This is a genomic window from Nocardioides sp. DN36 (assembly GCF_055380375.1).
This window is the reverse complement of the sequence record NZ_AP043823.1, coordinates 735790-761319: the sequence shown is the minus strand read 5'-3', so window position 1 is coordinate 761319 and position 25530 is coordinate 735790. Positions and strand designations below refer to the sequence as shown.

28 protein-coding genes are annotated in these 25530 nt (G+C 71.6%); 14 read left to right on the top strand and 14 right to left on the bottom strand.

What is annotated here, in order from left to right; all coding sequences use genetic code 11:
* Nucleotides 1–40 precede the first annotated feature (40 nt).
* Together ACZ43H_RS04570 and ACZ43H_RS04565 are read left to right on the top strand one after the other, a co-directional pair.
* Entirely contained in the window at nt 41–979 is a 939-nt protein-coding gene (locus tag ACZ43H_RS04570) for a TolB family protein (RefSeq protein WP_464588122.1), read from the top strand.
* Nucleotides 980–1048: 69 nt separating this feature from the next.
* Entirely contained in the window at nt 1049–1813 is a 765-nt protein-coding gene (locus tag ACZ43H_RS04565; RefSeq protein ID WP_464588120.1) for an SDR family NAD(P)-dependent oxidoreductase, read from the top strand.
* Nucleotides 1814–1831: 18 nt separating this feature from the next.
* On the opposite strand, the gene era is transcribed toward ACZ43H_RS04565, so the two are convergent.
* From era to ACZ43H_RS04545, 4 genes are read right to left on the bottom strand one after another with little or no spacing between them, the layout of a single operon-like run.
* Nucleotides 1832–2749 carry a GTPase Era gene (era, locus tag ACZ43H_RS04560; protein WP_464588118.1) on the bottom strand — a complete coding sequence of 306 codons (918 nt, stop codon included), beginning with the start codon at nt 2747–2749 and terminating at the stop codon, nt 1832–1834.
* Complete coding sequence (locus ACZ43H_RS04555; protein ID WP_464588116.1) at nt 2742–3536, bottom strand: siderophore-interacting protein; 795 nt, start codon at nt 3534–3536, stop codon at nt 2742–2744. Before ACZ43H_RS04555 ends, era begins: the two co-directional genes overlap by 8 nt.
* 21 nt (nt 3537–3557) lie before the next feature.
* Nucleotides 3558–4856 carry a class I SAM-dependent methyltransferase gene (locus ACZ43H_RS04550; protein WP_464588115.1) on the bottom strand — a complete coding sequence of 433 codons (1299 nt, stop codon included), beginning with the start codon at nt 4854–4856 and terminating at the stop codon, nt 3558–3560.
* Complete coding sequence (locus tag ACZ43H_RS04545; RefSeq protein WP_464588113.1) at nt 4853–6229, bottom strand: FAD-binding oxidoreductase; 1377 nt, start codon at nt 6227–6229, stop codon at nt 4853–4855. The genes ACZ43H_RS04550 and ACZ43H_RS04545 overlap by 4 nt, the downstream gene beginning before the upstream one ends.
* A 112-nt stretch (nt 6230–6341) precedes the next feature.
* Between ACZ43H_RS04545 and ACZ43H_RS04540 the strand changes: the two genes are divergently transcribed.
* From ACZ43H_RS04540 to ACZ43H_RS04520, 5 genes are all read left to right on the top strand, one after another.
* Entirely contained in the window at nt 6342–6572 is a 231-nt protein-coding gene (locus ACZ43H_RS04540; protein ID WP_464588112.1) for a hypothetical protein, read from the top strand.
* A 55-nt stretch (nt 6573–6627) separates the two neighbouring features.
* Entirely contained in the window at nt 6628–7611 is a 984-nt protein-coding gene (locus tag ACZ43H_RS04535) for an ATP-binding protein (protein ID WP_464588110.1), read from the top strand.
* Nucleotides 7612–7715: 104 nt separating this feature from the next.
* The gene (locus ACZ43H_RS04530; protein WP_464588108.1) at nt 7716–8363 is read left to right on the top strand and encodes a TetR/AcrR family transcriptional regulator; all 648 of its coding nucleotides are present in this window, start codon (nt 7716–7718) and stop codon (nt 8361–8363) included.
* A gap of 33 nt (nt 8364–8396) precedes the next feature.
* Nucleotides 8397–8876: an SRPBCC family protein gene (locus tag ACZ43H_RS04525; protein ID WP_464588106.1), complete on the top strand. Its 480-nt coding sequence runs from the start codon at nt 8397–8399 to the stop codon at nt 8874–8876.
* Nucleotides 8873–9307 carry a nitroreductase/quinone reductase family protein gene (locus ACZ43H_RS04520; RefSeq protein ID WP_464588105.1) on the top strand — a complete coding sequence of 145 codons (435 nt, stop codon included), beginning with the start codon at nt 8873–8875 and terminating at the stop codon, nt 9305–9307. Before ACZ43H_RS04525 ends, ACZ43H_RS04520 begins: the two co-directional genes overlap by 4 nt.
* Here the strand turns inward: ACZ43H_RS04520 and ACZ43H_RS04515 are convergent.
* The 3 genes from ACZ43H_RS04515 to ACZ43H_RS04505 form a co-directional block, all read right to left on the bottom strand.
* Nucleotides 9296–9952 (bottom strand): DUF4389 domain-containing protein, encoded by a 657-nt coding sequence (locus ACZ43H_RS04515; RefSeq protein WP_464588103.1) that lies wholly within the window; start codon nt 9950–9952, stop codon nt 9296–9298. The genes ACZ43H_RS04520 and ACZ43H_RS04515 overlap by 12 nt on opposite strands.
* Before the next feature lie 156 nt (nt 9953–10108).
* Nucleotides 10109–10972, bottom strand: coding sequence for a neutral zinc metallopeptidase (locus tag ACZ43H_RS04510; protein WP_464588101.1), 864 nt, complete (start codon nt 10970–10972; stop codon nt 10109–10111).
* Nucleotides 10973–11132: 160 nt separating this feature from the next.
* On the bottom strand, nt 11133–11792 hold the full coding sequence (locus ACZ43H_RS04505; protein ID WP_464588099.1) for an FHA domain-containing protein: 660 nt from the start codon (nt 11790–11792) through the stop codon (nt 11133–11135).
* A 96-nt stretch (nt 11793–11888) separates the two neighbouring features.
* On the opposite strand from ACZ43H_RS04505, the gene ACZ43H_RS04500 reads away from it, so the two are divergent.
* Together ACZ43H_RS04500 and ACZ43H_RS04495 are read left to right on the top strand one after the other, a co-directional pair.
* Nucleotides 11889–14204: an FHA domain-containing protein gene (locus ACZ43H_RS04500; RefSeq protein ID WP_464588098.1), complete on the top strand. Its 2316-nt coding sequence runs from the start codon at nt 11889–11891 to the stop codon at nt 14202–14204.
* A 100-nt stretch (nt 14205–14304) separates the two neighbouring features.
* Nucleotides 14305–16116 carry a serine/threonine-protein kinase gene (locus ACZ43H_RS04495; RefSeq protein WP_464588096.1) on the top strand — a complete coding sequence of 604 codons (1812 nt, stop codon included), beginning with the start codon at nt 14305–14307 and terminating at the stop codon, nt 16114–16116.
* A 4-nt stretch (nt 16117–16120) separates the two neighbouring features.
* On the opposite strand, the gene ACZ43H_RS04490 is transcribed toward ACZ43H_RS04495, so the two are convergent.
* The 5 genes from ACZ43H_RS04490 to ACZ43H_RS04470 all read right to left on the bottom strand — a co-directional run bounded on the left by ACZ43H_RS04490 (nt 16121) and on the right by ACZ43H_RS04470 (nt 20080).
* Nucleotides 16121–16471 carry a cytidine deaminase gene (locus tag ACZ43H_RS04490; protein ID WP_464588094.1) on the bottom strand — a complete coding sequence of 117 codons (351 nt, stop codon included), beginning with the start codon at nt 16469–16471 and terminating at the stop codon, nt 16121–16123.
* Entirely contained in the window at nt 16455–17774 is a 1320-nt protein-coding gene (locus tag ACZ43H_RS04485; RefSeq protein ID WP_464588093.1) for a hemolysin family protein, read from the bottom strand. The genes ACZ43H_RS04490 and ACZ43H_RS04485 overlap by 17 nt, the downstream gene beginning before the upstream one ends.
* Entirely contained in the window at nt 17771–18232 is a 462-nt protein-coding gene (gene ybeY, locus ACZ43H_RS04480) for an rRNA maturation RNase YbeY (protein ID WP_464588091.1), read from the bottom strand. Before ybeY ends, ACZ43H_RS04485 begins: the two co-directional genes overlap by 4 nt.
* Nucleotides 18229–19248: a PhoH family protein gene (locus ACZ43H_RS04475; protein WP_464588089.1), complete on the bottom strand. Its 1020-nt coding sequence runs from the start codon at nt 19246–19248 to the stop codon at nt 18229–18231. Before ACZ43H_RS04475 ends, ybeY begins: the two co-directional genes overlap by 4 nt.
* Before the next feature lie 157 nt (nt 19249–19405).
* Nucleotides 19406–20080: a hypothetical protein gene (locus ACZ43H_RS04470; protein WP_464588088.1), complete on the bottom strand. Its 675-nt coding sequence runs from the start codon at nt 20078–20080 to the stop codon at nt 19406–19408.
* 159 nt (nt 20081–20239) lie between these two features.
* Between ACZ43H_RS04470 and ACZ43H_RS04465 the strand changes: the two genes are divergently transcribed.
* Entirely contained in the window at nt 20240–20491 is a 252-nt protein-coding gene (locus tag ACZ43H_RS04465; RefSeq protein WP_464588086.1) for a hypothetical protein, read from the top strand.
* Between the two features lie 11 nt (nt 20492–20502).
* On the opposite strand, the gene ACZ43H_RS04460 is transcribed toward ACZ43H_RS04465, so the two are convergent.
* Both ACZ43H_RS04460 and ACZ43H_RS04455 read right to left on the bottom strand, forming a co-directional pair.
* The gene (locus ACZ43H_RS04460; protein WP_464588084.1) at nt 20503–21657 is read right to left on the bottom strand and encodes a hypothetical protein; all 1155 of its coding nucleotides are present in this window, start codon (nt 21655–21657) and stop codon (nt 20503–20505) included.
* A 44-nt stretch (nt 21658–21701) separates the two neighbouring features.
* Nucleotides 21702–22049 (bottom strand): histidine triad nucleotide-binding protein, encoded by a 348-nt coding sequence (locus tag ACZ43H_RS04455; RefSeq protein WP_464588083.1) that lies wholly within the window; start codon nt 22047–22049, stop codon nt 21702–21704.
* A gap of 164 nt (nt 22050–22213) precedes the next feature.
* On the opposite strand from ACZ43H_RS04455, the gene ACZ43H_RS04450 reads away from it, so the two are divergent.
* The 4 genes from ACZ43H_RS04450 to ACZ43H_RS04435 all read left to right on the top strand — a co-directional run bounded on the left by ACZ43H_RS04450 (nt 22214) and on the right by ACZ43H_RS04435 (nt 25511).
* Nucleotides 22214–22756 (top strand): SigE family RNA polymerase sigma factor, encoded by a 543-nt coding sequence (locus ACZ43H_RS04450; RefSeq protein WP_464588081.1) that lies wholly within the window; start codon nt 22214–22216, stop codon nt 22754–22756.
* A complete protein-coding gene (locus ACZ43H_RS04445; RefSeq protein ID WP_464588079.1) occupies nt 22753–23826 on the top strand; it encodes a Gmad2 immunoglobulin-like domain-containing protein in 1074 nt (357 codons plus the stop codon). Before ACZ43H_RS04450 ends, ACZ43H_RS04445 begins: the two co-directional genes overlap by 4 nt.
* 82 nt (nt 23827–23908) lie before the next feature.
* On the top strand, nt 23909–24442 hold the full coding sequence (locus ACZ43H_RS04440; RefSeq protein WP_464588077.1) for a GNAT family N-acetyltransferase: 534 nt from the start codon (nt 23909–23911) through the stop codon (nt 24440–24442).
* Between the two features lie 22 nt (nt 24443–24464).
* Entirely contained in the window at nt 24465–25511 is a 1047-nt protein-coding gene (locus ACZ43H_RS04435) for a winged helix DNA-binding domain-containing protein (RefSeq protein WP_464588076.1), read from the top strand.
* Nucleotides 25512–25530: the final 19 nt, after the last annotated feature.

Genomic DNA, 25530 nt, shown 5'->3' with positions numbered 1-25530 from the left:
CGGGACGGATCACCGTCGAGGTTGCGGGCTGGAGTTGTCGATGAGTGCACAGATCGCACGGTCCATGCTCCGGGTTGTCTGTCTCGGGCTAGCGGCCTTCTCGACGGTGGCTGCAGTTGCTATGTACCCAGCAAACGCAGCTCCGGCAGCGCCAGCCACCTTCCCGGGAGACGAAGGTCGGTTCGTCCTCACCTGGGACCACACCGTCCACGGTGTCCAGACGGGCGAGCTCGGAACAACCGGCAGCACAGCCGCCCACCTGCGTCTGATTGCCGGTTGTCGCTTTGAGTGTCATCACCGGAACGGGGACTGGTCGCCGAGCGGTCAGCGCATCGTCTACGTCAACGAGTGCATCGACTGCATCAACAGACTCGTCACCGTCGCTCCCGACAGGAGCCACCGCAGGGTGCTTCTCAGGGGAGACCTGTTCTCGGCGGCATGGTCACCGGATGGCCGCCGGATCGCCTTCGTCCAAGGTGACGGGTCCCGGGGGCGAACCAAGTGGATCACCAATGTGTACGTCATCCGCCGCGACGGCACACAGTTGGTCAAGGTGACCCACACCAGACGACGCATGGAGCAAGACGTGGACTGGTCGAGTCGCGGCAGGCTCGTCGTCTCGGCGGATACGCGGGCGACGAGTGGCGACCTGTTCTCCATGCGGCCCGATGGGACCGACGTTCGCAGGCTCACGGATGGCAACGCGTTCGATCAGGATCCTGACTGGGCGCCGGGTGGACGGCGTTTGGTGTTCGACCGCGACGGCGCGGTCTGGCGGATGGACGCCTCGGGAGCGCGGAAGAGGAGAGTTGCCAACGGACACAGCCCCGCGTGGTCACCCGACAGCTCTCGGATCGCCTTCGTCAGCGCTGCGGACGGGGCGATACACACAGTGACGCCATCAGGCAGGCACGACACCCTCATCGGCACCCCGGTCGATCACGGCAGCATCTCAGGGTTGGACTGGCAGTCGCGCTAGTAGCTGGCCCACGTCGACCGTGATCGCCCGGTGCCCGCGTTTCACCAGCCGCCACGACAAGATGTCGCCATGGGCACAGACACGCAGGGACGCGGCGTCCTCGTCACCGGAGGCTCGCGCGGCATCGGCGCCGCGATCGCCCGGGCCTTCGCCGAGCAGGGCGACCGGGTCGCGGTCCACTACGGGACATCGGCCGAGGCCGCCGAAGCGGTGCTGGCCTCCCTGTCGGGTGACGGGCACGTCACCGTGCAGGCCGACGTCACCCAGCCGGACGCCGTCCGCGAGGCCGTCGACGCTGCCGCGGAGCGGCTCGGCCGGCTCGACGTGCTGGTGAACAACGCGGGCGTCTTCGTCGCGCACCCGCCGCTGTCGACGTCGTACGAGGACTGGCAGGACGCGTGGTCACGCACCCTGGCCACCAACCTCGGCAGCGCCGCCAACGCCACCTTCTGCGCGATCCCGCACCTGCGGGCCGCGGGCGGCGGCGCCGTCGTCAACGTGTCGAGCCGGGGCGCCTTCCGTGGTGAGCCCGAGTGCCCGGCCTACGGGGCGTCGAAGGCGGGCATGAACGCCTTCGCACAGTCGATGGCGCTGGTCCTCGCGCCGCACGGGATCACCGTCGGGACGGTGGCGCCCGGCTTCGTGGAGACCGACATGGCCCGGGAGGTGCTCGACGGGCCGGGCGGGGACGCGGTGCGCGCCCAGTCGCCGTTCGGTCGGGTGGCGCGCCCCGAGGAGGTGGCCGCGGCGGTGGTGTGGCTCGCCTCGCCCGGGGCGCGGTTCTCGTCGGGGACGATCATCGACGTGAACGGCGCGTCGTACCTCCGCAGCTGAGCGAGTCCTGCCGACCGGTCAGAAACCGAGCTTGCGCAGCTGGCGCGGGTCGCGCTGCCAGTCCTTGGCCACCTTCACGTGCAGGTCGAGGTAGACGGGCGTGCCGAGCAGCGCCTCGATCTGCTGGCGGGCCACGGTGCCCACCTTGCGGAGCCGGGCGCCCTTCGGGCCGATCATGATGCCCTTCTGGGAGTCGCGCTCGACGTAGAGGTTGGCGTGGATGTCCAACAGCGGCTTGTCGTCGGGACGGCCCTCGCGCAGGCCCATCTCCTCGACGACGACGGCCACCGAGTGGGGCAGCTCGTCGCGCAGGCCGTCGAGGGCGGCCTCGCGGACCAGCTCCGCGGCCAGGATCTCCTCGGGGGCGTCGGTGAGGTCGCCCTCGGGGTAGAGCTGCGGGCCCTCGGGGAGCAGGCCGACCAGGAGGTCCTCGAGCAGCTTCACCTGGTCACCGGACTTCGCCGAGACCGGCACGATCTCGGCCCACTCGATGCCGGCCTCGCGCCCTGCCTCCTGGATCGCCAGCAGGTGCAGGCCGATCTGCTCGGGGGTGGCGAGGTCGGTCTTGGTCGCGATCGCGACCTTGGTGGTGCGCTTGATCTTGGCGATCTCGTTGATGATGAACTTGTCGCCCGGCCCGATCTTCTCGTTCGCCGGGAAGCACACAGAGACCACGTCGACCTCGGACAGCGTCGTCTTCACCAGGTCGTTGAGCCGCTCACCGAGCAGGGTGCGCGGCCGGTGCAGTCCCGGCGTGTCCACGAGGATCAGCTGCGCGTCGTCGCGGTGCACGATGCCGCGCACCACCGTGCGCGTCGTCTGCGGCTTGTCCGAGGTGATCGCCACCTTGGTGCCGACCAGCGCGTTGGTCAGCGTCGACTTGCCTGCGTTGGGCCGGCCGACGAACGACGCGAACCCACTCCTGTGCTCACTCATGCCGGGTCCTCGCCTCGTCGTAGTCGGCCCAGATCTGGTCATCGGCCTTGCCTGCCATCTTGCCCGCCCGCCAGATCGGGCCGGGGTCGACCGCCCGCGGCTGGCGCCGGGCCACCCCGCGCCAGTAGCCCATCACGTCGTACGCCGCGCTCGGCAGCTGCCGCTCGCGCATCAGGTGCTTGCGGATCGCCCGCATCTGCGCGGACTCCCCCGCCATCCAGAAGTAGCCGTCGCCCTCCGGCCAGTCGATGCCCTCCACGACCGCGGCCAGGTCGCTCTGCCCCGCGGCCGGCGGCTCCAGCCAGCTCACCTCGGCGCCCTCGGGGAGGTACGCCGCCCCGCTCAGCACCTCGGCGTCGGGCACCTCCGCCCAGATCCGGACGGGCAGGTCGCGCGGGACGGACTCCGCGATCCGGGCCATCGCCGGCATCGCGGTCAGGTCGCCGACCAGCAGCAGCCAGGCGGCCCCCTCGGGCATCGCGAAGGAGCCCTTGGGCTCGGTGATCGTGACGGTCTCACCCACGCACTCGCGAGCAGCCCACTCGGTCACCAGCCCGACCTCGTGCACCACGACGTCGAGGACCAGCTCCGCCCCGTCCCAGGACCGCACGGTGTAGTAGCGGCTCTGGAACTGCTGCGGCACCACCAGGCCCACCCACTCGTCGGGGATGCCCGTGCTCGCGAAGGCCGCCAGCCCCGGTCCGCCCAGGGTCAGCCGGACCAGGTGAGGGGTGAGCTGCTCACGTCGCAGGACCTCTGCTGCGTACTGCCTGGCTCTCGTGCTCACCGGCCAAGGCTATTCGCCGGGTCAGAAGGTGTGCCGCAGCGGGTAGCCGGACTCTCCGTTCTCGTCGGTCTTCGTGGCGAGGACGTGGTGCAGCTGGATCTCGTTGCGCTCGAACGCGAGCCGCGAGCCGGCCATGTAGAGACCCCACACGCGGGCGGTGCCCTCCCCCACCTCGGCGACGCACTCGTCCCAGTTGTCGACCAGGTTCTGGCACCAGCCGGCCAGCGTCTTGGCGTAGTGCACGCGGATGTTCTCCTCGTGCTGCACCTCGAGCCCGGCGTTCTGCACCTCGGTGATGATCTTGCCCGACCCGATCAGCTCGCCGTCCGGGAAGACGTAGCGGTCGATGAACGCCCCGGTGCTGCGCGGGATGTTGTCGTGCCGGGTGATGCAGTGGTTGAGCAGCCGGCCCTGCGGGCGCAGCTTGTCACGGATGAACCCGAAGTACGCCGGGTAGTTGCGCACCCCGATGTGCTCGGTCAGGCCGATCGAGGAGATCGCGTCGAAGTCACCCTCCTCGACGAGCCGGTAGTCGAGGAAGCGCACCTCGGCGAGGTGGTCGAGGCCCTCCTCCTTGATCTTCTCCTGCGCCCACGAGGCCTGCTCGCGCGACAGCGTCACGCCCAGCGCCTTGACGCCGTACTCCCGCGCGGCGTGGCGGACCATCCCGCCCCAGCCGCAGCCGAGGTCGAGCAGCCGCTGGCCGGGCTGGAGGTCGAGCTTGCGGGCGACGAGGTCGTACTTCTCGTGCTGCGCCTCCTCGAGCGTCGCGTCGGCGGTCGGGTAGACGGCGCAGGTGTAGGTCATCGACGGCCCGAGCACCAGCTCGTAGAAGCGGTTGGAGACGTCGTAGTGGTGGTGGATCACCTCGGCGTCGCGGGTCATCGAGTGCCGCACGCCCTCCATCACCCGGCGCCAGCGCGGCAGGTGCTCCTGCGGGGGCGGCGGCGGGGGCTTGAGGTTCGAGATGCCCAGCCCGCGCACGAGCGCGAGCGCCTCGGTCGCCGAGGGCTTGCGGAAGCGCAGGTGGTTCTGCAGCAGCTTCAGCGCGTCGTGGGGGTCGCCCGGGTGCACGCCGTGGACCTGGAGGTCGCCGGAGACGTAGGCCCGCGCCATGCCGAGGTCGCCGGGCGCGGTGAGCAGGAACGCCAGGCCGCGCTGGTTGAGCAGCTCGAGGCGGATGGGGGCGTCCGCCGGTCCTGCCGCGCTGCCGTCGTACGCCGTGAACCGCACCGGCATGCCGTCGCGCAGCAGCGACGCGACCGCGTCCCCGATGCTGAGGTTCCCGGTCGTGGTTCGCCGGGACGTCGTGATGGTCATCGTCTCCTCACCGCCTTGTCGTAGAGGCTGGTCAGCCTGTCGTCGGGGTCGTAGCGCCGCTTGACGGCGGCGAGGTTCGCGCCGTCGTACAGCTGGTCGAAGGTCTCGGCGTCGTAGAAGGCCTCGGAGTAGAGCGACTTGTGGCCGCCGAGCTCGTGGACGCGCGCCTCGATCGCGCGGTTGCGCGGGCCGTTCGGGGCGTCCGGTCCCACGTGCACCGTGCCCCAGAAGCCGACGTTGACGTAGGTCTCGCCGGGCGCCAGCGGGTAGGACGGCCAGTCGCGCTTCGAGACCAGCGGGCACAGCCAGACCGGCCGCATGCCCACGGCCTCGTCGAACCAGGCGAGGAACTCCTCGAGCCGCTCGACCGGCACCTCGACGTCCTGGATCACGCGCTCGCGCAGCGGCCTGCCGGCGCGCCGGTCGAGGCGGTCGGCGATGCCGAGGCGACGGTCGAGGCCGACCAGCTTGTGGTAGACGTCCGAGCGCCGGTAGCGCCGCGGCCACAGCCGGCGGACCACGGGGTGCTGCACGCCGAACGCCCCGGAGCACCAGAACCAGTCGGTGTCCCAGCGCCACAGGTAGTCGTACATCGTGAGCAGGTCGGTGCCGGAGCCGGCCGAGGCCCGCTGCTGGATCGAGCGGTAGTAGACGTCCTGGCCGGTGTAGTCGGACGTGGCACCGTCCACGGAGTCGGTCCAGGTGGCCAGCGTCAGGTAGTACTCCCCCGGCGCGAACGCGACGCCGTCGAGCCCGTCCACCCGGGTCCCCTCGTAGGTCCTGGTGGCGACGACCTCCGACACCGTCTTGGCCAGCACGCCCGCGTCGTCGAAGCGGACGTGGCGCAGGGCGACGTACGACGGCACCGGCTCGAGCTCGATGCGCAGCCGGGTGGCGTAGCCGAGCGAGCCGTAGGAGTTGGGGAAGGTGTCGAACAGGTCCTCGCCGGGACGGGTGGTCACGACCTCGCCGGCGCCGGTGAAGACGTCCATCTCGAGGACCGACTCGTGCGGGAGGCCGCTGCGGAAGCTGGTCGACTCGATCCCGAGGCCGGTCACGGCGCCGCCGAGGGTGATGGTGCGCAGCTGCGGCACCACGAGGGGGATCAGGCCGTGCGGCAGGGTGGCGTCGACGAGGTCCTCGTAGGTGCACATGCCCTGCACCTCGGCGGTCCGTGCCGCCGCGTCCACCTCGATCACGCCGGTCAGGCCGGAGACGTCGAGGCCGGGGGCCTCGGTGTCGGCGCGGGGCCGGAAGAGGTTCGAGGTCTTCTTCGCCAGCCGGACCGACGCACCCGCCGGAATCGCGTCGTACGACGCCCGCAGGCGCTGCACCGCGGCGGCGTGCTGGTCCCAGGATCCCCCAGTCGTCACGGCATGCAACTTACTCCTGTCCGGTATCCGGAGTGTTACCGGTGGGTCAGGAAGTCATCACGTGAGGGGATGCGTGGCCCGCCCGCGCCGGGCTGCGTGCCACAGTGGGGCCATGACCGCCCCCCACGCGACGCTCCTCGAGGTCGACGGCGAGGTGTTCGAGGTGCAGGCCCGAACGGGCGTGCGCAGCCAGTGCGACTTCACCTGGGTGTCGGGTCCGAACCGGGGCTACGGGTTCAGCTCGCGACTGTCCGAGGACCGGTCGTTCACGCGGCCGGAGATGATCTGGGCGATCCGGGACTTCCTGGCGAACATCAACCCGGAGACGGGCTTCCTGGACTAGAGCGGCTGCCGGCACGTTCACCGGGGTTCCTCCGTCGCGGTGCCACACTGGCCGGGTGGACTGGTACCTGCCCGGCGGTGCACCGGAAGTTCTCCCTGTCCTGCGGCGCGAGCTGGTCGCCTACCTGAGGCGTCACGGCGAACCGGAGAGCGACTTCGACGCGGCCGAGCTCCTCGTCGCGGAGTCGGTCGGCAACGCCATCCGGCACACCTCCGGCCCGGTCTGGGTGTCGCTGACCTGGCGGGACACCAACCCCACCATGTCGGTCTACGACCTCGGGCCGGGCTTCGACCGGGCCACCGGCGGGATCGCCGACGAGGTCGGCCCGGACGTCGATCCGGACGAGCTGGCCGAGTCCGGGCGCGGGCTGTTCATCATGCGGGAGCTGGCGCCTTCGCTGGAGAGTCGGGAGCGCTCCGGCGAGGGACTCGTCGTCTCGATGACGTTGCCCGTGTCCCGGCCCGCTGCGGTCGACCACGACCCGCCACGTCGTCGTACCCCGGCGCTGCCGATGCTGGAGGAGGCCCTGCCCGGTGGCGGGTTCGGCAAGGAGTCCTTCCTGCGCGCCCTGGTGGTGCAGCTGGCGCAGACCATCGAGGTCGAGCACGGGCAGGACTCCGCCGACGCGGCGGTGGCGCAGGTCGGCACGGACGTCGGTGGCCGCATGGAGGAGGAGTACCGCCTCGCGGCGGCGGTCACGGGCCGGATGACCCCGGAGCAGATCGGTCACTGCTACGTGCGCCTCAAGCACGCCATCGACGGCGGCTTCCGCGTCCTCGAGGCGGGCCCCGAGCGGATCGTGCTGGTCAACGACCGCTGCCCCTTCGGCGACGTGGTCCAGCAGGCACCCTCACTGTGCCGGATGACCTCCAGCGTGTTCGGCGGGATCGCCGCTCGCAACAGCGACCACGGCGCGACCGTGCTGCTCGAGGAGAGGATCGCGGTGGGCGACCCCGGCTGCCGGGTCGTCGTCGAGCTGGGCGTGCCCAGGGCCCGGGCAACGCCCGAGGCGCACCACTACGCCTCTCCCCTCCCGTGACCGCGCTGCCCGCGACGGCGCTGCGCAGCCCGTCCAGAATTTGACCGGAACGCCCTTGTATCGAAAACGGTCCCGTTCTAACCTCCTGGTGGGAGGTGGGGCACATGAGCACCCCCGACGAGACGCTCCCCGACCGGGGGAGGCGACCGTACCGATCGGCTCGCCGCCGGCAGCAGGCCGCGCAGACCCGTGAGCTGGTGCTGGCCGCAGCCACGTCGCTGTTCGCCGAGCGCGGCTGGTCGGCGACCGGGATGCGCGAGATCGCCAGGGCGGCCGGCGTCGCGGTCGAGACGGTCTACGCGAGCTTCGGGTCCAAGACCGCGCTGCTGCTGACGGCCATCGACGCGGCCGTCGTCGGCGATGCCGAGCCGCTCCCGTTGACGCAGCGCCCGGAGTTCGCCGCCCTCGGGGTAGGCGGCACCGCGGACCGGATCAGCGCCGCCGCGCGGCTGGTCACGGGGATCAACCGACGCACCTGGGGGTTGCGTCGGGCCCTCATGGAGGCCGCCCGCAGCGAGCCGGCCCTCGCGGCGAAGCTGCACGAGCTCGAGACCAGCCGGCGGGACAACATCCGCGAGGGCATGGAGTCGGTGGTCGGCCGTCCTGTCGGTGAGGACGTGCTCGACGCCCTGTGGGTGGTCATGGGTGCGGACGCCTTCCACCTGCTCACGCAGGTCGGAGGCAGGCCGGTCGAGGACTACGAGCGGTGGCTGGCGACGACGATCCGCCGGCTGCTGGACGTCGGGGCGTGACACCAGCACGTCGGATGCACCGAGGAGGAACCCATGAGCCAGGTTCAGAAGAGCTCTCGTGTCGAGGTGGTCGTCGACGCCACCGTGACAGAGGTCTGGGCGGTGATCAGCGACGTCACCCGGGTCGGCGAGTGGAGCCACGAGTGCCGTGCCGCACGGTGGCTGGACGACGTCGACGAACCGAGCCCGGGAGCGCGCTTCCGTGGTCGGAACCGGGCCGGCTGGGCCCGCTGGGGTCGCACGTGCGAGATCGTCGCCGCGACCCCACCCCACGAGCTCGTCTGGCGGACGGTGCCGACCCCGCTCTTCCCCGACAGCACGCTGTGGAGCATCCGGCTGGAGCCCCGCGAGGGGCGGACCCTGATCACGCAGTCGTTCCGGGTCCTGCGTGCGCCCTGGCTGCTCGACCGGCTCTACGCGCGGTTGATACCCGCCCACCAGGACCGCGACGCACGCCTGGCCCAGGACCTCGCCCGGATCGGCGCAGTGGCGCACCGAGGAGCCCCGACATGAGCCGTCGCCTCACCCGGGTCGGCAACCGCATCGCCGTCCGGCTCTATCGCGGGCTCGACGGCCGGCTGAGCAGCGGCCGCAGGGGCGTGACCGTCCTGTTGATCACCGTCCCCGGCCGACGCACCGGGCTCCCCCGCTCCACCTGCGTGCGCTTCCTGGAGACCCCCGAGGGGCCGGTCGTCTGGGGCACGGGTTCCGGGTCCCCCCGGGACCCCGACTGGTTCCTGAACCTCCGCGCGGCCGACGTGGCGGACGTGCAGATCGGCCGCGACCACCTCCGGGTCCGCCCCCGGGAGCTCGTCGGCAGTGCTCGGGACACCATGTGGAACGGCACCGTCCTCGCTCGTGCGCCGGAGGTCGCCAGGTACGCCCGCAAGGCAGGCAGGACGATCCCGGTCGCCGTGCTCCAGGAGGTCCCCTCAGCGGAGTGAGAAGGGGGGATACCGGTCGGTGACGAGGAGGAACGCGTAGGCCTCCACGCGCAGCCACCACCGGCCCACACCGACCACGTAGTCGAACAGTCCCCGGGGGTAGCGGCCGGTGAACAGGATCGCGAACCAGGCGAAGACCACGGCGAAGAAGGCACCGACCGAGAGGAAGAACAGCACGATGAAGTGCGGGATCGCGAGCAGCCACTTCACCAGCGGCAGCCAGCGGTTCAGGTCGCGCTCGACGTCGGGGTAGTCGATCTCGAGGTGGACCCGTTGCGCCTCGACCGTCGAGGGGTACTCGTCGGTGAGCAGCGCGAAGTAGGCGCCGATGCGGGTGCCGAACCGGGTCAGCTCCAGCGCGAAGTCGAACCACCAGCGCGGGTAGCGCTGCCGGAACAGAATCATCAGCAGCGTGGCCATGAACAGGCCCGCGACGATCCCGCCGCTCGTGGAGCTCACCGTGTCGCCGCTCTGGTCGTACGCCGTGTCGGTGGCGCCGGCGGTCAGCACGCCGTAGACGATGGCGATCGGGATGACCATGAAGATCCGGAACAGGGTCGTCACCCGGTTGTACTGCTCCGCGTGCTCGACGTCGAGACGTGCTGGGTAGGCGGTCGGTACGGGTGGCGTGCTCGATCCAGACATGTTGGTCCTCCGTCGTCTCGTCCTCCAGCTCAAGCGTCCGTCAGGCCGTCCGGAGTGCGGAGAGGCTTACGTCCTGCCGCGGGGGGACCTGCCGGGACGCACGACAGCGCCCCGGACCGTCCGTCCGGGGCGCTGCAGGCGGGCGAGGGGCACGCCTCACAGGGTGTCGGCGAGGGTCAGCGTGCAGCTGCTGGCGTCGCCGGAGTCGTACCCGACCATGAAGGCCCCCGAGCGCTCCTCCGGCGTGCCGTGGAAGCCCGGATCGGTGTACTCGTAGTCACCGACGGCCGTGGCCTCGGCCACCGCCTCCTCGACGTCGCCCGGCTCGAGCGCGTTCTCGTAGTACTTCTCGTTGCTCCACACGCCGGCCAGGCAGTCCGCCTGCAGCTCGGTCGGCGCGACCGTGGGCGAGTCCTCGGGGGTGGTGATGCCGAGGTCGTGCTGGACGGCGTGCCCCATCTCGTGCGCGACGGCGTAGGCCACCCCGAAGTCGCTCGCCGCGCCACCGTCACCCGAGGCGCTCCAGATGTTGTCGTAGAGCCACTGGCTGGAGAGGTAGATGGTCATGTCCGCGCCGCAGAAGAAGGCGGGGTTCGCTCCCGCGAGCTCGTCGGGATCCCCGGCGACCGTGGCGTTGCCCGCACCATCGGTGCACGCGCTGGTGACGGACTGGCCGCTGTCGATGATCTGGTACGTCACGGTCTGCCACGGACCGGTCCCGTACTGCGGTTCCCAGGCCGCCAGCCGGCCGCTCCAGTAGTTCGCGGTGTCCTCCACGAGGCTCGCGAGGAAGGAGTCGAAGTCGGTCGTGGCGGTGGTGGTCACCAGGCCGTCGGTCTCGCCCGTGCCACCGGCGGCGAGGGCCTGCGCCGACCCGGGGGTGCGGTCGGTCGAGCGCAGGCGGGCTGCGGTCGGGTCTCCGAGGCCGCCCCCGAGGGCGGCCGTGAGCAGGACGCCGACACCGGCGACGGCCAGGCCGGTGTGGAGCTTGAACGAGCGGCGGGTGGTGGGAGTGGACATCGGATTCTCCTTGGTTCTTCGAGATCCGGCACCCGGGTGGTGCCTGTCCAAGAACCATCACTCCCGCCCCGGGGTGCCGGTAAGACAGCCAAAGTGGGGTCGCGCAGCGCTCGAGGGGTGGCCTTTCGCCACCCAGGTGTGGTGCCCGGCGTGCGGCCGCTCAGAGCTCCTGGTCCGTGACGATGCCCAGACGCAGGGCGATCTCGACCAGGCGGGCTCGCTTCTGGTTCTGGCCCAGCGCCTCGAGGTCGAACTTGGCGAACAGGGTGCGCAGGTGCGTCTTGACGGCGTCCACGCTGAGGAAGAGCTCGTCCGCGACCTGCTGGTTCGTGGGGGGCGTGGCGTACCGCGCGCCGCCCTTGTAGGGCCGGCACAGCGCCACCAGGACCCGTCGCTGGCTCTCGGAGATGCGTACGGCGTGGGCGACGTCCACCGCGGTGACGGTGCGCGGCGCGGTCCCGCCGGTGAGCGTCGAGCAGCTGAAGGTCACCGGGGTGTTCCCGAAGCGGATCGTGTCCCCGTCCTCCAGCCGCTGGCGACCGTTGACCCGGTGCCCGTTGACCCAGGTGCCGTTGCGTGACAGGCCGTCGTCGACGACGACCCAGCGGGAGCCCAGCCGCTCGATGTGCGCGTGCAGGCGCGACACCTCGCCGTCCCAGGTCAGGGAGACGTCGAGACCCTGGTCGCGCCCGACCGTGACGTCGCGGTCGTCCAGCGCGACGATCCGCTGGCGCCCGTCACCGTCGCGGTAGAGCAGGAACGACGAGCCCTGCTGCACCGCGTCTGATCGAGCCGAACCGTCGGCGATCGGGTCGGACATGGACACAGCCTAGGACCGCGCTGTACCGGCCCACAGCGATCCTTGCCCCGGCGTGTGCGCGGTGAGACCATTCCGGACAACCGGGGAGGTCAGGCCGTGGGTGTGCCGAGCTTTTCCGCCGCGTGGGACGGTACGCGCAGGTCCTTCGGCGGCGACCAGGTCCTGGTGGTCGGCCGCGACCAGCAGCTCGACATCACGATCCGGGACCGACGCGTGAGCCGGAGGCACTGCGAGCTGCGTCCCGGCGCCGACGGCTGGACGCTCGTCGACCTCGACAGCAGCAACGGCACCTGGGTGGACGGGCGGCGGCTCGGCAGCTACGACCTGCGCCCCGGGCAGACCGTCGCCATCGCGCTGGGCGCGCCGGACGGTCCCGTGGTGACGCTCGCCCTGGACCCGGTTCCCAGCGGGGTGCCGGGCCACGCCGCCGCTCCCGGCCGTCCACCGCGGATCGCCGCCACCGTGGCCAGCGCGGCGCCCCCCGCCCGTCGCGAACGCATCAGCATCGGTCGGGAGCCGGACAACGACGTGGTGGTCGCCGACCCGCTGGTGTCCCGCCACCACGCGGTGGTGGAGCGTGGATCCGGCGAGGGCGTCCTCCACGACTTGGGCAGCTACAACGGCACGTTCCTCAACGGCGATCGGGTCGAGGGACCGGCCCGGCTGCGGCCACGCGACGTCGTCGGCGTCGGCGCGGCCCAGCTCCGCTGGGACGGCGAACGACTGCTGCCCGTGGCCGCGGGAGCCGGATCACCGCTGGTGGCCGAGGACCTCTCCGTGGTCACCAGGGGTGGCAAGGTCCTGCTGGACCACGTGTCGCTCACGCTGCCCGCCGGAACGCTCACCGCGGTGATCGGCCCCTCGGGCGCCGGGAAGTCGACGCTGCTCGGCGCGTTGAACGGTCTGCGCCCGGCCACGTCGGGGTCCGTGCGCTGGCTCGGTCGTGACCTCTACGAGGACTACGACCAGCTGCGCCTGCACCTCGGCTACGTCCCGCAGGAGGACATCCAGCACCCGCAGCTCAAGGTCTGCGACTCCCTGCGGTACGCCGCGCGGCTCCGCCTCACCCCGGACACCTCGACCGCCGAGCTCGACCACCGCGTCGACGAGGTGGTCGACGAGATGCAGCTCGCTGCCCGGCTGGACCAACGGATCGGCTCCGGGCTCTCCGGTGGGCAGCGCAAGCGGGTGTCGATCGCGATGGAGCTCCTGACCGCGCCCCCGATCCTGTTCCTGGACGAGCCGACCTCGGGGCTGGACCCGGGCCTGGACATCAAGGTGATGAGCGACGTGCTCCGCGGTCTTGCCGACGCCGGCCGGATCGTGGTCGTGGTGACCCACAGCGTGCTCGCGCTGGAGGTGTGCGACTTCATCGTGGTCATGGCCGAGGGCGGCCGGGTCGCCTACTTCGGTCCTCCGGCAGAGCTGCTCGAGTTCTTCCACGTGCCCTCGTTCGCCGCGGTGTTCAACGCGCTCGAGAGCGCGGAGTGGCCCACCCTCTACGAACAGTCGACGGCGCGCGGCCGGTTCGTGCGGCGCGACGAGTCGAGCACCCCGGCACCGGTCCAGAACAGGACGCTGCCGGCGGCGACCCGGCAGCTCCGAACGCTGGTGGCTCGTTCTCTCTCGGTGATCGCAGCGGACCGCAACTTCATCGTGCTGCTCGTGGCGATGCCCGTGGTCCTCGCGGTCCTGGCACGCATCGTCCCCGGCCACGCAGGTCTGTCGATGCTGCGTCAGACCGAGCCGAACGAGGTGGACCAGCGACTGATCATCCTGGTCCTCGGCGCGGTCCTCATGGGGGGCGCGATCTCGGTGCGGGAGCTGGTGAAGGAGCGCGCCATCTTCGCCCGCGAGCGGGCCGTGGGCCTGTCGGTGTCGGCGTACGTCGCCAGCAAGGTGGCGGTGCTGGGCAGCCTCGCCGCGCTCCAGTCGGTCCTGTTCGTCCTCCTGACGGTGGCCGGCACGCCCGGCCCCGACGGCGACGGGGTCATCGGCCTCGGCATCCTGGAGATCGTGGTGCCGCTGGCGCTCGTCTCCGTGGCCATGGTCATGGCCGGGCTCCTCATCTCCGCGCTGGTCAGCTCCAGCGAGCAGACCATGCCGGCGCTCGTCGCCCTGGTGATGCTGCAGCTGGTGCTCTGCGGCGGGCTGCTCCCGATCGCCGGCCGCGCCGGCCTGGAACAGCTGTCCTGGACGGTGCCCGGACGGTTCGCCTTCGCGGCCTCGGCCTCGTCGGTGGGGCTGGAGGACGCCGCGCACCATCGCGGCACCGCCCGCGACACGCTGGCCACGAGCTCGGCCGGGTACTGGACGCTCGACGTGGCCGCGCTGCTCGTGCTCGCCGTCGTGCTCATCGTCCTGACCCGGTGGGCCACGGCCCGCTCCATCAGGCGTTCGTCGACGCGCTGAGGACCCGTCGCCGCGGCCAGTTCTCACGACGCGTACCCCACTTGGCGGACGTCGTGACCGGCCAGCACCCGGCGCAGGCGGGCCGCCCTATGGTGACGGCATGATGCCGATGGTGGGCGAGGAGTTCGCGGGCTACCGCCTGCTCTCGGTGCTGGGCCGGGGCGGCATGAGCGTCGTCTTCCAGGCCGAGAACCCCCGCATCGGCAGCTCGGTGGCGCTCAAGGTGCTGGCGCCGGAGCTGTCCACCGACGACGTCTTCCGCGCCCGGTTCCTCCAGGAGTCGAGGATCGCGGCGTCGCTCAACCACCCCAACGTCATCCCGATCTACGACATGGGCGCGCACGGCGACCTGCTGTACATCGCGATGAGGTACGTGCCGGGCAGCGACCTGAAGCAGATCCTGCGCCGCGGTCGTGCGCTCACCCCGGTCCAGGTGCTGCACATCATCGACCAGGCCGCCCGCGCGCTGGACCACGCGCACCGGGCCGGCCTCGTCCACCGCGACGTCAAGCCGGCGAACATCCTCGTGCAGCGCGGCGCCGACGAGGATCCCGACCACGTCTACCTCGCCGACTTCGGCATCTCGAAGCACGCCCTGTCCCGGACCGGCCTCACCCCGACCGGCCAGTTCATGGGCACCATCGACTACATAGCCCCCGAGCAGATCACCGGGCGGGACGTCGACGGGCAGGCCGACATCTACTCGCTCGGGTGCGTGCTCTACGAGTCGCTCACCGGGCGGGTGCCGTTCGTGAAGGAGGCGGACGCCGCCGTCATCTGGGCGCACGTCGAGGAGTCGCCGACCCCGCCCAGCCAGCTCCGCCCGGAGCTCGGTCACGCCATCGACGACGTGATGAGCCGCGCCCTGGCCAAGAACCCCGCCGACCGCTACACGAGCGGCCGTGAGCTCGTGGAGGCCGCCCGGACGGCGCTGGGGGCCAAGGACGTCCGACCCGAGACCGCGCTCAGTGCGACCGCCCCGGCGGCGTACGCCGGCCCACCGACCGAGGCGGCCGCGCCGCCCCGCGAGTGGTCGGCACCGGGAGGGAGCAGCGGCAGCATGCCTCCCCCGCCGCCGTCAGGTGCTGCCGACGTACCGCCGTCGGGTGGCACCGGCGCCGGGCCGGTGACCGACGTACGCCGTCGCCGCACCGGCTGGCTGGTGCCCGTGACGATGGTCGTGCTGGCGGCCCTGGCGCTCGGCGGTCTCTGGTTCGGCTACGAGCACCGGTCCTCGCCTGCGGGTGCGAGCAGCGACACCAGCGGGCAGCCCGGCCCGTCCGGCTCCTCCAGCCCGTCGGGCGCCGGCTCTGCGGGTGCCGGCACCAACCCGATCATGGGGATCCTCGCGGAGACCAGCTCGGAGGGCGCGGCGCAGGGCTACGTCCCGCCGGAGTCGTGCCAGCCCGCGACCGACACGAAGGTCGTCTGCGCGCCCCAGGTCCACGGCGCAGACCTGGCCACCTTCGAGACCTACGGCTCGATGAGCGAGCTCTACTCGGCCTACTTGGACCGGGTGGAGAAGCTGACCGGCGAGCGGCCGTCGATGGAGCAGACCGCCAGGGGGAACTGCTCGCGCAGGCGATCTACCGGCGAGGTGTCCTGGAACCACCAGTACGAGCACCCGCGCAACTTCACGATCTCCCAGCTCGAGGCCGGCGACCTCAGCTCCGAGGTGGCCGGCGGGCGGCTGTTCTGCACGCTCGTCGGCGGACGCCAGGTCATCGTCTGGACGCACAACGACCTCAAGCTGCTCGGGCAGGTCACGGGCTACGGCGGCCACGCCGAGACCTTCCTGTGGTGGCGGACCGTCCACCACAACATGGGCCCGGGCATGTCGATGCCGGGCGAGGGTGAGAGCGGGTCCGGCTCCCCGGACCAGTCCGAGTCGCCGGACATGTCCGGCATGTGACCGGCTAGGTCGTCAGGGTCGACCCCAGCGCGCCCTTCGGGTCGCCGACGTGCACGACGACGCCCGCGCCCGCGAAGTCCGAGAGTGCCTGCAGGTCCGCGTCCGCGACGGCCCCGGACTCCGTGAGCACCACCGCGGCCTCGAGCCCGCGCGACCCGGAGGCCACCGCCATGGCCACGCACACACCGAGCGCCGAGACCTGCAGCGAGGGCAGGGCGACGGTGGCGCCGGCGTAGGTGCGCCCGTCGCTGTCGCGGACCGCCGCGCCCTCCGCGGCGCGGGTCCGGGCCCGGGTCGCCCGGGCCAGGGTGACCAGCTTCCTGTCCTCCGCGGACAGGTCAGTCGGCGTGCTCACGCGTTCCTCCTTCGTCGGCCGCCGGCGCGGGCTCGGGCCCGACCCGGCTGATCAGCACCGTCTCGATCTTGTTGCGCCGGCCGACCGTGCCCTCGGCCTCGAAGCGCAGCCCGTGTGCCTCGACGTGCGACCCCGGGATCGGGACGCGGCCCAGGTGCTTGGCCATCAGTCCGCCGACGCTGTCGACGTCCTCCTCCTCGACGTCGAAGCCGAACAGCTCGTCGAGGTCATCGATCGGGTAGCGCGAGGAGACCCGGGTCTCCCCCGTCGGCAGCACCTCGACCTCGACCTCCTCCTCGTCGAACTCGTCGGTGATCTCGCCGACGATCTCCTCGAGGATGTCCTCGATGGTGACCAGGCCGGCGGTGCCGCCGTACTCGTCGACGACGACGGCGATGTGCTGCCGGTCGGCCTGCATCTCCGAGAGCAGCGCGTCGACGGGCTTGGACTCCGGCACGTAGTGGGCCGGGCGCATCACCTCGTCGATGCGCTGGGTGAACTCCACGTCCGGTGCCTCGAAGTCGCGGCGGACGATGTCCTTGAGGTAGGCGAAGCCGATGATGTCGTCGAGGTTCTCGCCGATCACCGGCACCCGGGAGAAGCCGCTGCGCAGGAAGAGCGACATCGTCTGGCGCAGGTTCTTGTGCCGCTCGACGTAGACCACGTCGTTCCGGGGCACCATCACCTCGCGGGCGGTGGTGTCGCCGAGCTCGAAGACGCCGTGGATCATCTTGCGCTCGCCGGACTCGATCACGGCCGAGGCCTCGGCGAGGTCGACCAGCTCGCGCAGCTCGGTCTCCGTCGAGAACGGGCCCTCGCGGAACCCCTTGCCGGGCGTGATCGCGTTGCCGACCAGGATCAGCAGCGCCGGAAGCGGGCCGAGCACCCGGGTCACGAACGTCAGCGGGGCCGCGGAGATCAGCGCCACCCGCTCGGAGTGCTGGCGGCCGATGGTGCGCGGCGCGACCCCGATCGCCACGAACGACACCACGAGCATGACGCCGATCGAGGTCAGCACGGTCGGCCACCAGGACCCGGAGAAGCCGTCGCTGACCTCCAGCGTGACCAGCACGATCGCGGAGATCTCGCACAGCAGCCGCAGCAGCAGCGCGGTGTTGAGGTAGCGCGGCGGATCGTCGAGCAGGGCCACCAGCCGCCGGGCGCCGGGGCGGCCGTCCGCGAGGAGCTCCTCCGCGCGGGCGCGCGAGAACGAGCCGAGCGCGGCGTCGGCCGCGGAGAACACGCCGGCGAGGACGACGAGGGCGGCTGCTACGACGAGCAGCCCGGCATCACCGCTGCTCACGGAGCGGCGACGCCGGCACGCCAGGCGGCGAGCAGCTCGTCCTGGAGGCCGAACATCTCCTTGTGCTCCTCGGGCTCCGCGTGGTCGTAGCCCAGCAGGTGGAGGATGCCGTGCACGGTGAGCAGCTCGATCTCGGCGTCCTTGCCGTGCCCGGCCGCGACGCCCTGCTTCTCCGCGATGTCGGGGCACAGGACCAGGTCACCGAGGACGCCCTCCTCGGGCTCCTCGTCGACCAGGCCGGGCCGCAGCTCGTCCATCGGGAAGGCGAGCACGTCGGTCGGCCCCTCCTTCTCCATCCACTGCTCGTTGAGCTCGGCGATGGTGGGCTCGTCGACGGCCTTGATGCACAGCTCGGCCAACGGGTGCACGCGCATCCGGTCCATGACGAACCGGCTCAGCGCCGCCAGCTGCTTGACGTCGAGGTCGTGGCCCGACTCGTTCAGCACCTCGATGCTCACGACCGGTCCCCCTTCGCGAGCTCGGCGCGCGCGTCGAACTCGTCGTACGCCGCGACGATCTTGCCGACCAGCCGGTGGCGCACGACGTCGTGGCTGGTGAGGCGGTTGAAGACGATGTCCTCGACGCCGTCGAGGATGCCCTCGATGACCCGCAGGCCGGACTTCGTGCCGCCCGGGAGGTCGACCTGCGTGACGTCACCGGTGACCACGATCTTGGAGTTGAAGCCGAGGCGGGTCAGGAACATCTTCATCTGCTCGGGCGAGGTGTTCTGCGCCTCGTCGAGGATGATGAACGCGTCGTTGAGGGTGCGGCCGCGCATGTAGGCCAGCGGCGCCACCTCGATGGTCCCGGCCGCCAGCAGCTTGGGGATCGTCTCGGGGTCGATCATGTCGTGCAGCGCGTCGTACAACGGCCGCAGGTAGGGGTCGATCTTCTCGCTCAGGGTGCCCGGCAGGAAGCCCAGCCGCTCCCCCGCCTCGACCGCCGGCCGGGTCAGGATGATGCGGTTGACGTTCTTCGACTGGAGCGCCTGCACGGCCTTGGCCATGGCCAGGTAGGTCTTGCCGGTGCCGGCGGGGCCGATGCCGAAGGTGATCGTGTGCTTGTCGATCGAGTCGACGTAGCGCTTCTGGTTCAGCGTCTTGGGCCGGATCGATCGACCGCGGTTGCTCAGGATGTTGAGCGAGAGGACGTCGGCGGGCCGCTCGGTGGTCTCGGTCCGGAGCATCCCGAGCACGCGCTCGACGGTCTCCGGGGTGACCCCCTGGCCGGTGCGGATGATCGTCACCAGCTCGTCGAGGAGCCGCTCGGCGAGCGCCACCTCGCCCGGCTCGCCGTACAGCGTGATCCGGTTGCCGCGGACGTGGACGTCGGCCTCGAAGGAGCGCTCGATCAGCGCGAGGTGCTCGTCGCCGGGCCCGAGCAGGCTGACCATGTTGATGCTGTTGGGGACCACCACGGTGTGCCGCGTGGGGTACGTCGTCGGTGTCCCGTCGTGTCGGTGCGTGTCAGTCATGGATGCCCGAGGCGGGCGGTCCTTCCGGTCGGTGGTGCGAGCCCCTCCATGCTACGGGAGCACGGCCCCGAGCCCCAGCGAGTTGCCGACGCGGTGCCGGACGCACGTCGACCCCCGGGTGACCGGGGGCCGACGTGGGCTTCTCAGGTGCGAGCGGTCACCGCAGGGACAGCGCGCCGTCGGACTCGTGCAGCACGCCACAGGCGGCCGGGTCGGTCGCCTCGGCGGGCAGGCTCGGGTCGAGGTCGCTCTTGCCGGCGCTGAAGTCGTACTTGCCGTTGCCGTTGTAGTCGATGCCGTGGATCACCACGACGCCCTTGCCGTTCGCGACGGCACGGGCCAGCTTCTTGCCGATGCCGATGGTGCGGTCGTAGTGGATCTGGTGCTTCGGCGCGGTCGGGAACCGGTTGACCGCGAGGGTGCTCTTCGGCGAGGTGTCACCACGCTTGGTGAGCGAGACGCGCACCGGACCGTAGGCGGGCAGGCCCTCGACGGTGTTGATGCGGTGGTCCGCGTTGTCGTCGTCCCTCACTGTCGGGCACTCGTGACGCGCCTGCTTCCCGAAGTGGATGTGCATGGCGTGCGGCATCCCCTTCAGCAGCCGCTTGGCGTCGACCGAGACGTCGATCTTGCGGCCGTCGACGGTCACCGTGGCGATGCCGTTCGCGCCCGAGTTGTTGATCGGGTGCAGCTTCCCCTCGGTCTGGGTTCCGCCGAGCAGGGCGTCGTTTGCCGCGGCGTTCGCGGGCACCTGCGCGGTGCCGGCGACCATCCCTGCCGACGAGAGCAGGAACATCCCTGCGGCGATCTGCTTCTTCCTCCGTGTGCGCATGAGCATTGTTCTCCAGGTTCCGCCCTCTACGGGCGTCGGGAAATCTTGCCTTGCACGAGGTCTTCGTCACGGGCGTGGGTGCGGATTGGTCCCGAGGACGGGACGCCGCGATCTGGCGAGTCCCGACGCACGTCAGGTGAGCGGGCCTACCGTGGTCGCATGAGGGACGTGTACGACGATCCCGACGACCACGACGACGACACGCCGCCGTACTGGGACGCCGGGCAGCGCATGCCCGCGGACGCGCGCCGGATGGGGCTGACGCACCACGTGCCGGACGGGGCGCTGCTGGACTTCGCGGGTGCGCTCGACTCCACCAAGCGGGTGCACCGGGTGACGGCCTGGGTGATGCTCGTCGTCTTCGGGCTCCCGGTGGTCTTCGCCGTGCTGCGGGTGTTCGCGGCGTTCTGAGCCGAGTACGACTAGTCGAAGGCGACCTGCAGCATCCCGAGGCACATCTCGTCGGTGGTGCCCTCGCCCCACACGACGTACTTCTCCTGCTGGCCCTCGAACGCCGGCAGCTTGTCGCGCAGCCACTGCACGTGGCGGCAGGTGACCTTGACCGTGTCGAACGGCTCGAGGTGCACGGGCGCGATCGGCTTGGTGCCCTGGTTGTCGAAGTCCCAGACCGGGATGTCGAGGATCGTCCTGGCCCGTGGCGTGCCCGGGTTCGTCTCGATGCGGATCGACCGGCCCAGCAGGTGCATGTGGCCGGCGACACCGAGCACCGTCATCGGGCGCCCGATCGTGCGGGTGCACGAGCTGGTCGGCGACGGCCGCGCCTCGGACCCGCAGAGGAGGTGCAGCAGGCTGTTGGTGTTGCCGGCGGTCCCGAACCGGTGCAGCACGTCGGCCACCGCGGCGTCGCGGTCGCACAGAGGGCCGTCGTCGTGGCCGGGACGGCAGGGGAGCTCGACCGGCGCGGGCATGAGGTAGGTGTGCAGCGGGGTCAGCCCCGATCCGTCGCGCATCACCCGGATCTGGGTCGAGGAACGGTCGGGCTGCTGCCCGGCGAGCAGGTTGTAGTGCACCTGCATGATCACCCGCGAGCCGGGGGCGAGGTCGACGCCGTACCCCTTCCGGTCCACCGACTCCTTGCCGCCGGGCGCCCAGGCACCCAGCCAGGACGCGTCGTCGATGTTGTTGAACTCCCCCGCCAGACCGCTGCCGCCGAAGCAGGTCCAGCCCTGGCCGGGAGTGCGGTCGTCGAGGTGCTCGGCCTCGCGCACCTGCTGCGGCGGGACCCGGAACAGGATGACGTGGTGGACCACGTCGGGGTTGCCGGGCAGCACGTTGGTGCCGGTGAGCCAGGTGTCCTTGGTCAGGTGCGGGTCGAGCAGGAAGCAGCGGTAGTCGTCGGTGCCGACGCCGTTGGGCGCGCTGGGGGTGTAGTCCTCCGGCATGGTGAGGGTGACCCGCTTCTCGCCCGGGCGCAGCGGCAGCAGCCGGGACGGGGCGGTGGGGTGCGCGTCCTGGTGACCGGCACCGGCGGCCGCGGTGCTGGAGGGCGCCGGGTCCGCGGGCGTCGCCTGCTCGGTCCCGCCGCTGTTGCAGGACGTCGTCACGAGGGCGAGCACCAGGGCCGTCCCGAGGCCCGCGACGCCCCTCCGCCACCGACGGATCATCCCGGCGGCCAGGTCATCGAGCGCCCCGCGAGCACGTGCAGGTGGGTGTGGAACACCGTCTGGCCGACGCCCTCGCCGGTGTTGAACACGAGGCGGTAGTCCTCGTGCCCCTCGGCGGTGGCGACCGCGGCGGCGACCCGCAGCAGCTCCGCGGTCGCCTCGGGGTCGCCGTGCGCGAGCGCGGCCGCGTCGCGGTAGTGCTCCCGCGGCACCACCAGGACGTGTGTGGGCGCCTGCGCGTTGATGTCGCGGAACGCGACGGCGTGCTCGGTCATGTGGACGACCTCGGCGGGGATCTCCCCCGCCACGATCTTGCAGAACAGGCAGTCGGGTGCCGCAGCCATCTGTCTCCCTCTCGTCGTGTCCATGCTGGCACGGATGTCGTGGTCGCGGTCCATGAAACCTGCTCTGTGACGCGTGTAAACCCACGGGGCGGGCCGGGCGTGCCACTAGCGTGATGACCCATGCGACGGCGCCCCTGGTCCGCCGGTCCCCAGGGACCGGTGCGGTGAGCCCGTCCACAGGCCGTGCGCCGTCGACCTGGAGCGCCGACGACGCCCTCGAACAGCTGTACGCCGCCCACTGGCGGCAGCTGGTCCGGCTCTCGGTCCTGCTCGTGCGCGACGTCGGGACGGCCGAGGAGGTCGTGCAGGACGCGTTCGTCGCGGTGCACGGCCGCTGGTCGCGGCTGCGCGACCCGGCGCTCGCCCTGGCGTACCTGCGCCAGACCGTGGTCAACCGGTCCCGGTCCGCGCTGCGGCACCGCGCGGTCGTCGCCCGCCATGCGGAGCGCCAGACCGTCCCGCCGGTCGGCGCCGGGGCCGACGAGGCCCTGCTCGCGGGCGGTCGCCGCAACGCCGTGCTCGACGCCCTGCGCCAGCTCCCCCGGCGGCAGCGCGAGGTGCTGGCGCTGCGCTACTACCTCGACCTGACCGAGGTCGAGATCGCCGAGACCCTCGGTATCAGCCGCGGGGCGGTGAAGAGCCACGCGTCGCGCGGCTCGGCGGCCCTGCGGGCCCTGCTCCACGACCAGTGGGAGGACCGGCCGTGACCGAGCCCCGGGACCCGGGCCGGCAGCCCGACGAGAGCAGGCTCTCCGAGCTGCTGTCCGACGCCGTCTCCGACGTCGAGCCCCGCGAGGCGCTCGACTCCATCCGCAACCGAACGAAGGTGACTCCCATGTCCGCACGCCGCCCCTGGACCTACGCCGTCGGTGGTGCCGTCGTCGCCACCGCTGTCGTGGTCGGCGCGATCGCCGTCGCCGGCGACCAGCTGGGGCTCACCGGCTCCGGGGACGACGACAGCCCGGTCGCCTCGTCGCGCCCCCGGCACACGCCCAGCACGGCACAGGTGAGTGAGTCGTCGAGGCCGGACACGTCCAGCAGCGAGCCCTCGGCGTCGGCGTCACCCTCGACGAGCGCGCAGTCCACGATGGCGGCGTACTACCTCGGCGACACGCCCCAGGGCCCGCGGCTCTTCCGCGAGTTCGACCACGTCGAGGCCGCCGACCCGGTGCAGGGCGCGCTCGACCTGCTGACCGCGCAGCCCCACGACCCGGACTACCGGAGCCCGTGGCACGCCGGCGACTTCAGTGGCGGCTCCGAGGGCGACGAGTTCGTCGACGTCGAGGTGAGCGATGCGCTGGCCGAGCGCCCCTCCGGCATGAGCGCGCAGGCCGCGGGCGTCGCCGTCCAACAGGTCGTCTACACCGTGCAGGCCGCCGTCCAGTCCCGCAAGCCGGTGCGGTTCTCGGTCGACACCCTCCTCGGCGTGGACACCACCGAGCCGGTCACCAACGCCGACCCGCTCGAGACGCTCTCCCTGGTCAGCGTGAGCGACCCGGAGGAGGGCAGCACCGTGAGCGGCTCCTTCACCGCCAGCGGGGTGGCCAGCTCGTTCGAGGCGACCGTCCCGTGGGAGGTGCGGCGGGGCGACACCGTGGTGAAGCAGGGGTCCGCCATGGCCGACGGCTGGATGGACAAGCTCTACCCGTGGCAGTCGAAGGTCGACGTCTCCGGCCTCGCACCCGGGGAGTACACCTTCGTCGCGATGACCGACGACCCCTCGGACGGCGAGGGCCCGGGACCGTTCGTGGACACCCGCACGATCGTCGTCCAGTGACGCCGAGGCGGCGCTCCTTGACGGGCCCGGCACGCCGAGGCGGCGCTCGTTGACGGGCCCGGCCCCCCGAAGGTCGGCTGCAGTGGAGCTCGTCGTCCTCGGGAGTGACCGGATCGACGCTGCGACCCGCGTGGACCTGCGCAGGCTCTGGGACCGGGCCTTCGGCGACCGGTTCAGCGACGAGGACGCCGACCACGCCTACGGCGGCGTGCACGTGCTGGCGCGCGAGGGCGACCGCCTCGTCGGGCACGCCAGCGCCGTACCCCGGCTGATCCGGTTCGGGGACGGACCGTGGCACACCGTCGGGTACGTCGAGGCCGTGGCCGTCGATCCCGACCACCAGGGCAGGCATGTCGGCCGACGCACGATGGAGAGGCTCCAGGAGGAGATCCGGACCCGCTGGCCGGTGGCGCTGCTCTCGACCGGGCGGGCCACCGGCTTCTACGAGCGGCTCGGCTGGGAGCGGTGGCGCGGGGTCTCCTTCACCCGGACCACCGGCGGTGACGTCCCCGACGGCGAGCACGGCGGGCTCATGGTCCTGCGCCCGGACCCGACGCTCGTCCCGGACCTGACGGTGGACGTGACCTGTGAGGATCGACCGGGCGACGCCTGGTGAGCGGGCCGGTTAGGGTCTCGCCGTGCTGCTCTCACCCCGTCGGCTGAACCGGACGCTGCTGCAGCGCCAGCACCTGCTCGCGCGCGTGGAGGCGCCGGTCGCGACGATGGTGCGCCACCTGGTCGGGCTGCAGGCGCAGGACACGCTGCCGCCGTACCTCTCCCTGCACGCCCGGCTCGTGTCCTTCGACGCGTACGACGTCAGCCGCGGGCTCGACGAGCGCGGCCTGGTGCGCCTGCTGACGATGCGCGGCACCATCCACCTGCTGACGCCCGAGGACGCGCTCGCGCTGCGTCCGTGGGTGCAGCCGCTGATGGACAAGACCGTCCGGAGCAACCAGGCCGTACGTCCCGTGAGGGACCTCGACCGGGAGGCGTTCGATCGCGCCGTCGACGCGGTTCTCGCCCGGGGACCGCTCCCCCAGAGGGAGCTGGGGCCTGCGCTCGAGCGGCACTTCCCGGGTCTGCCGGCCACCGCGCTCGCCCAGCTCGCACGGGTCGCCGCGCCACTGGTCCAGCTGCCGCCGCGCGGGAAGTGGAAGGAGCCGGGCGGCGTCGTCTACGACCACGTCGAGCGGTGGACCGGGGCGTCCTCCTGCGTGGTGGACCCCGCTGACGTCGTGCGCCGCTACCTGCGCGCCTTCGGACCGGCCACCGCTGCCGACGTGACCGCCTGGTCCGGCGTCACCGGTCTCACCGGCGTGCTGCGCGCGATGGCCGACCTCGTGCGCCACGAGGACGAGTCGGGCCGCACCCTCTACGACGTACCGGACGGTGAGGTGGCCGACGAGGACACGCACGCCCCCGTGCGCCTGCTCGGCACCTACGACAACCTGTGGCTCTCGCACGCAGGCCGCGACCGGGTCACCACGCCCGGGAACCGTCGACGGTGGATGGGCACCAACGGCGGCACCGGCCACACGATCTTCGTGGACGGGATGCTCGAGGGCCTGTGGCGTGTCGAGGACGGCCGAGTGGAGGTGATCGACCTCTTCCGCGACCTCACCCGTGCCGAACGCGCCGAGCTCGGAACGGAGATCGCCGGTGTCGAGGCGCTCCTCGCGCGCTGACCCGGGCCCGTCGGGCAGC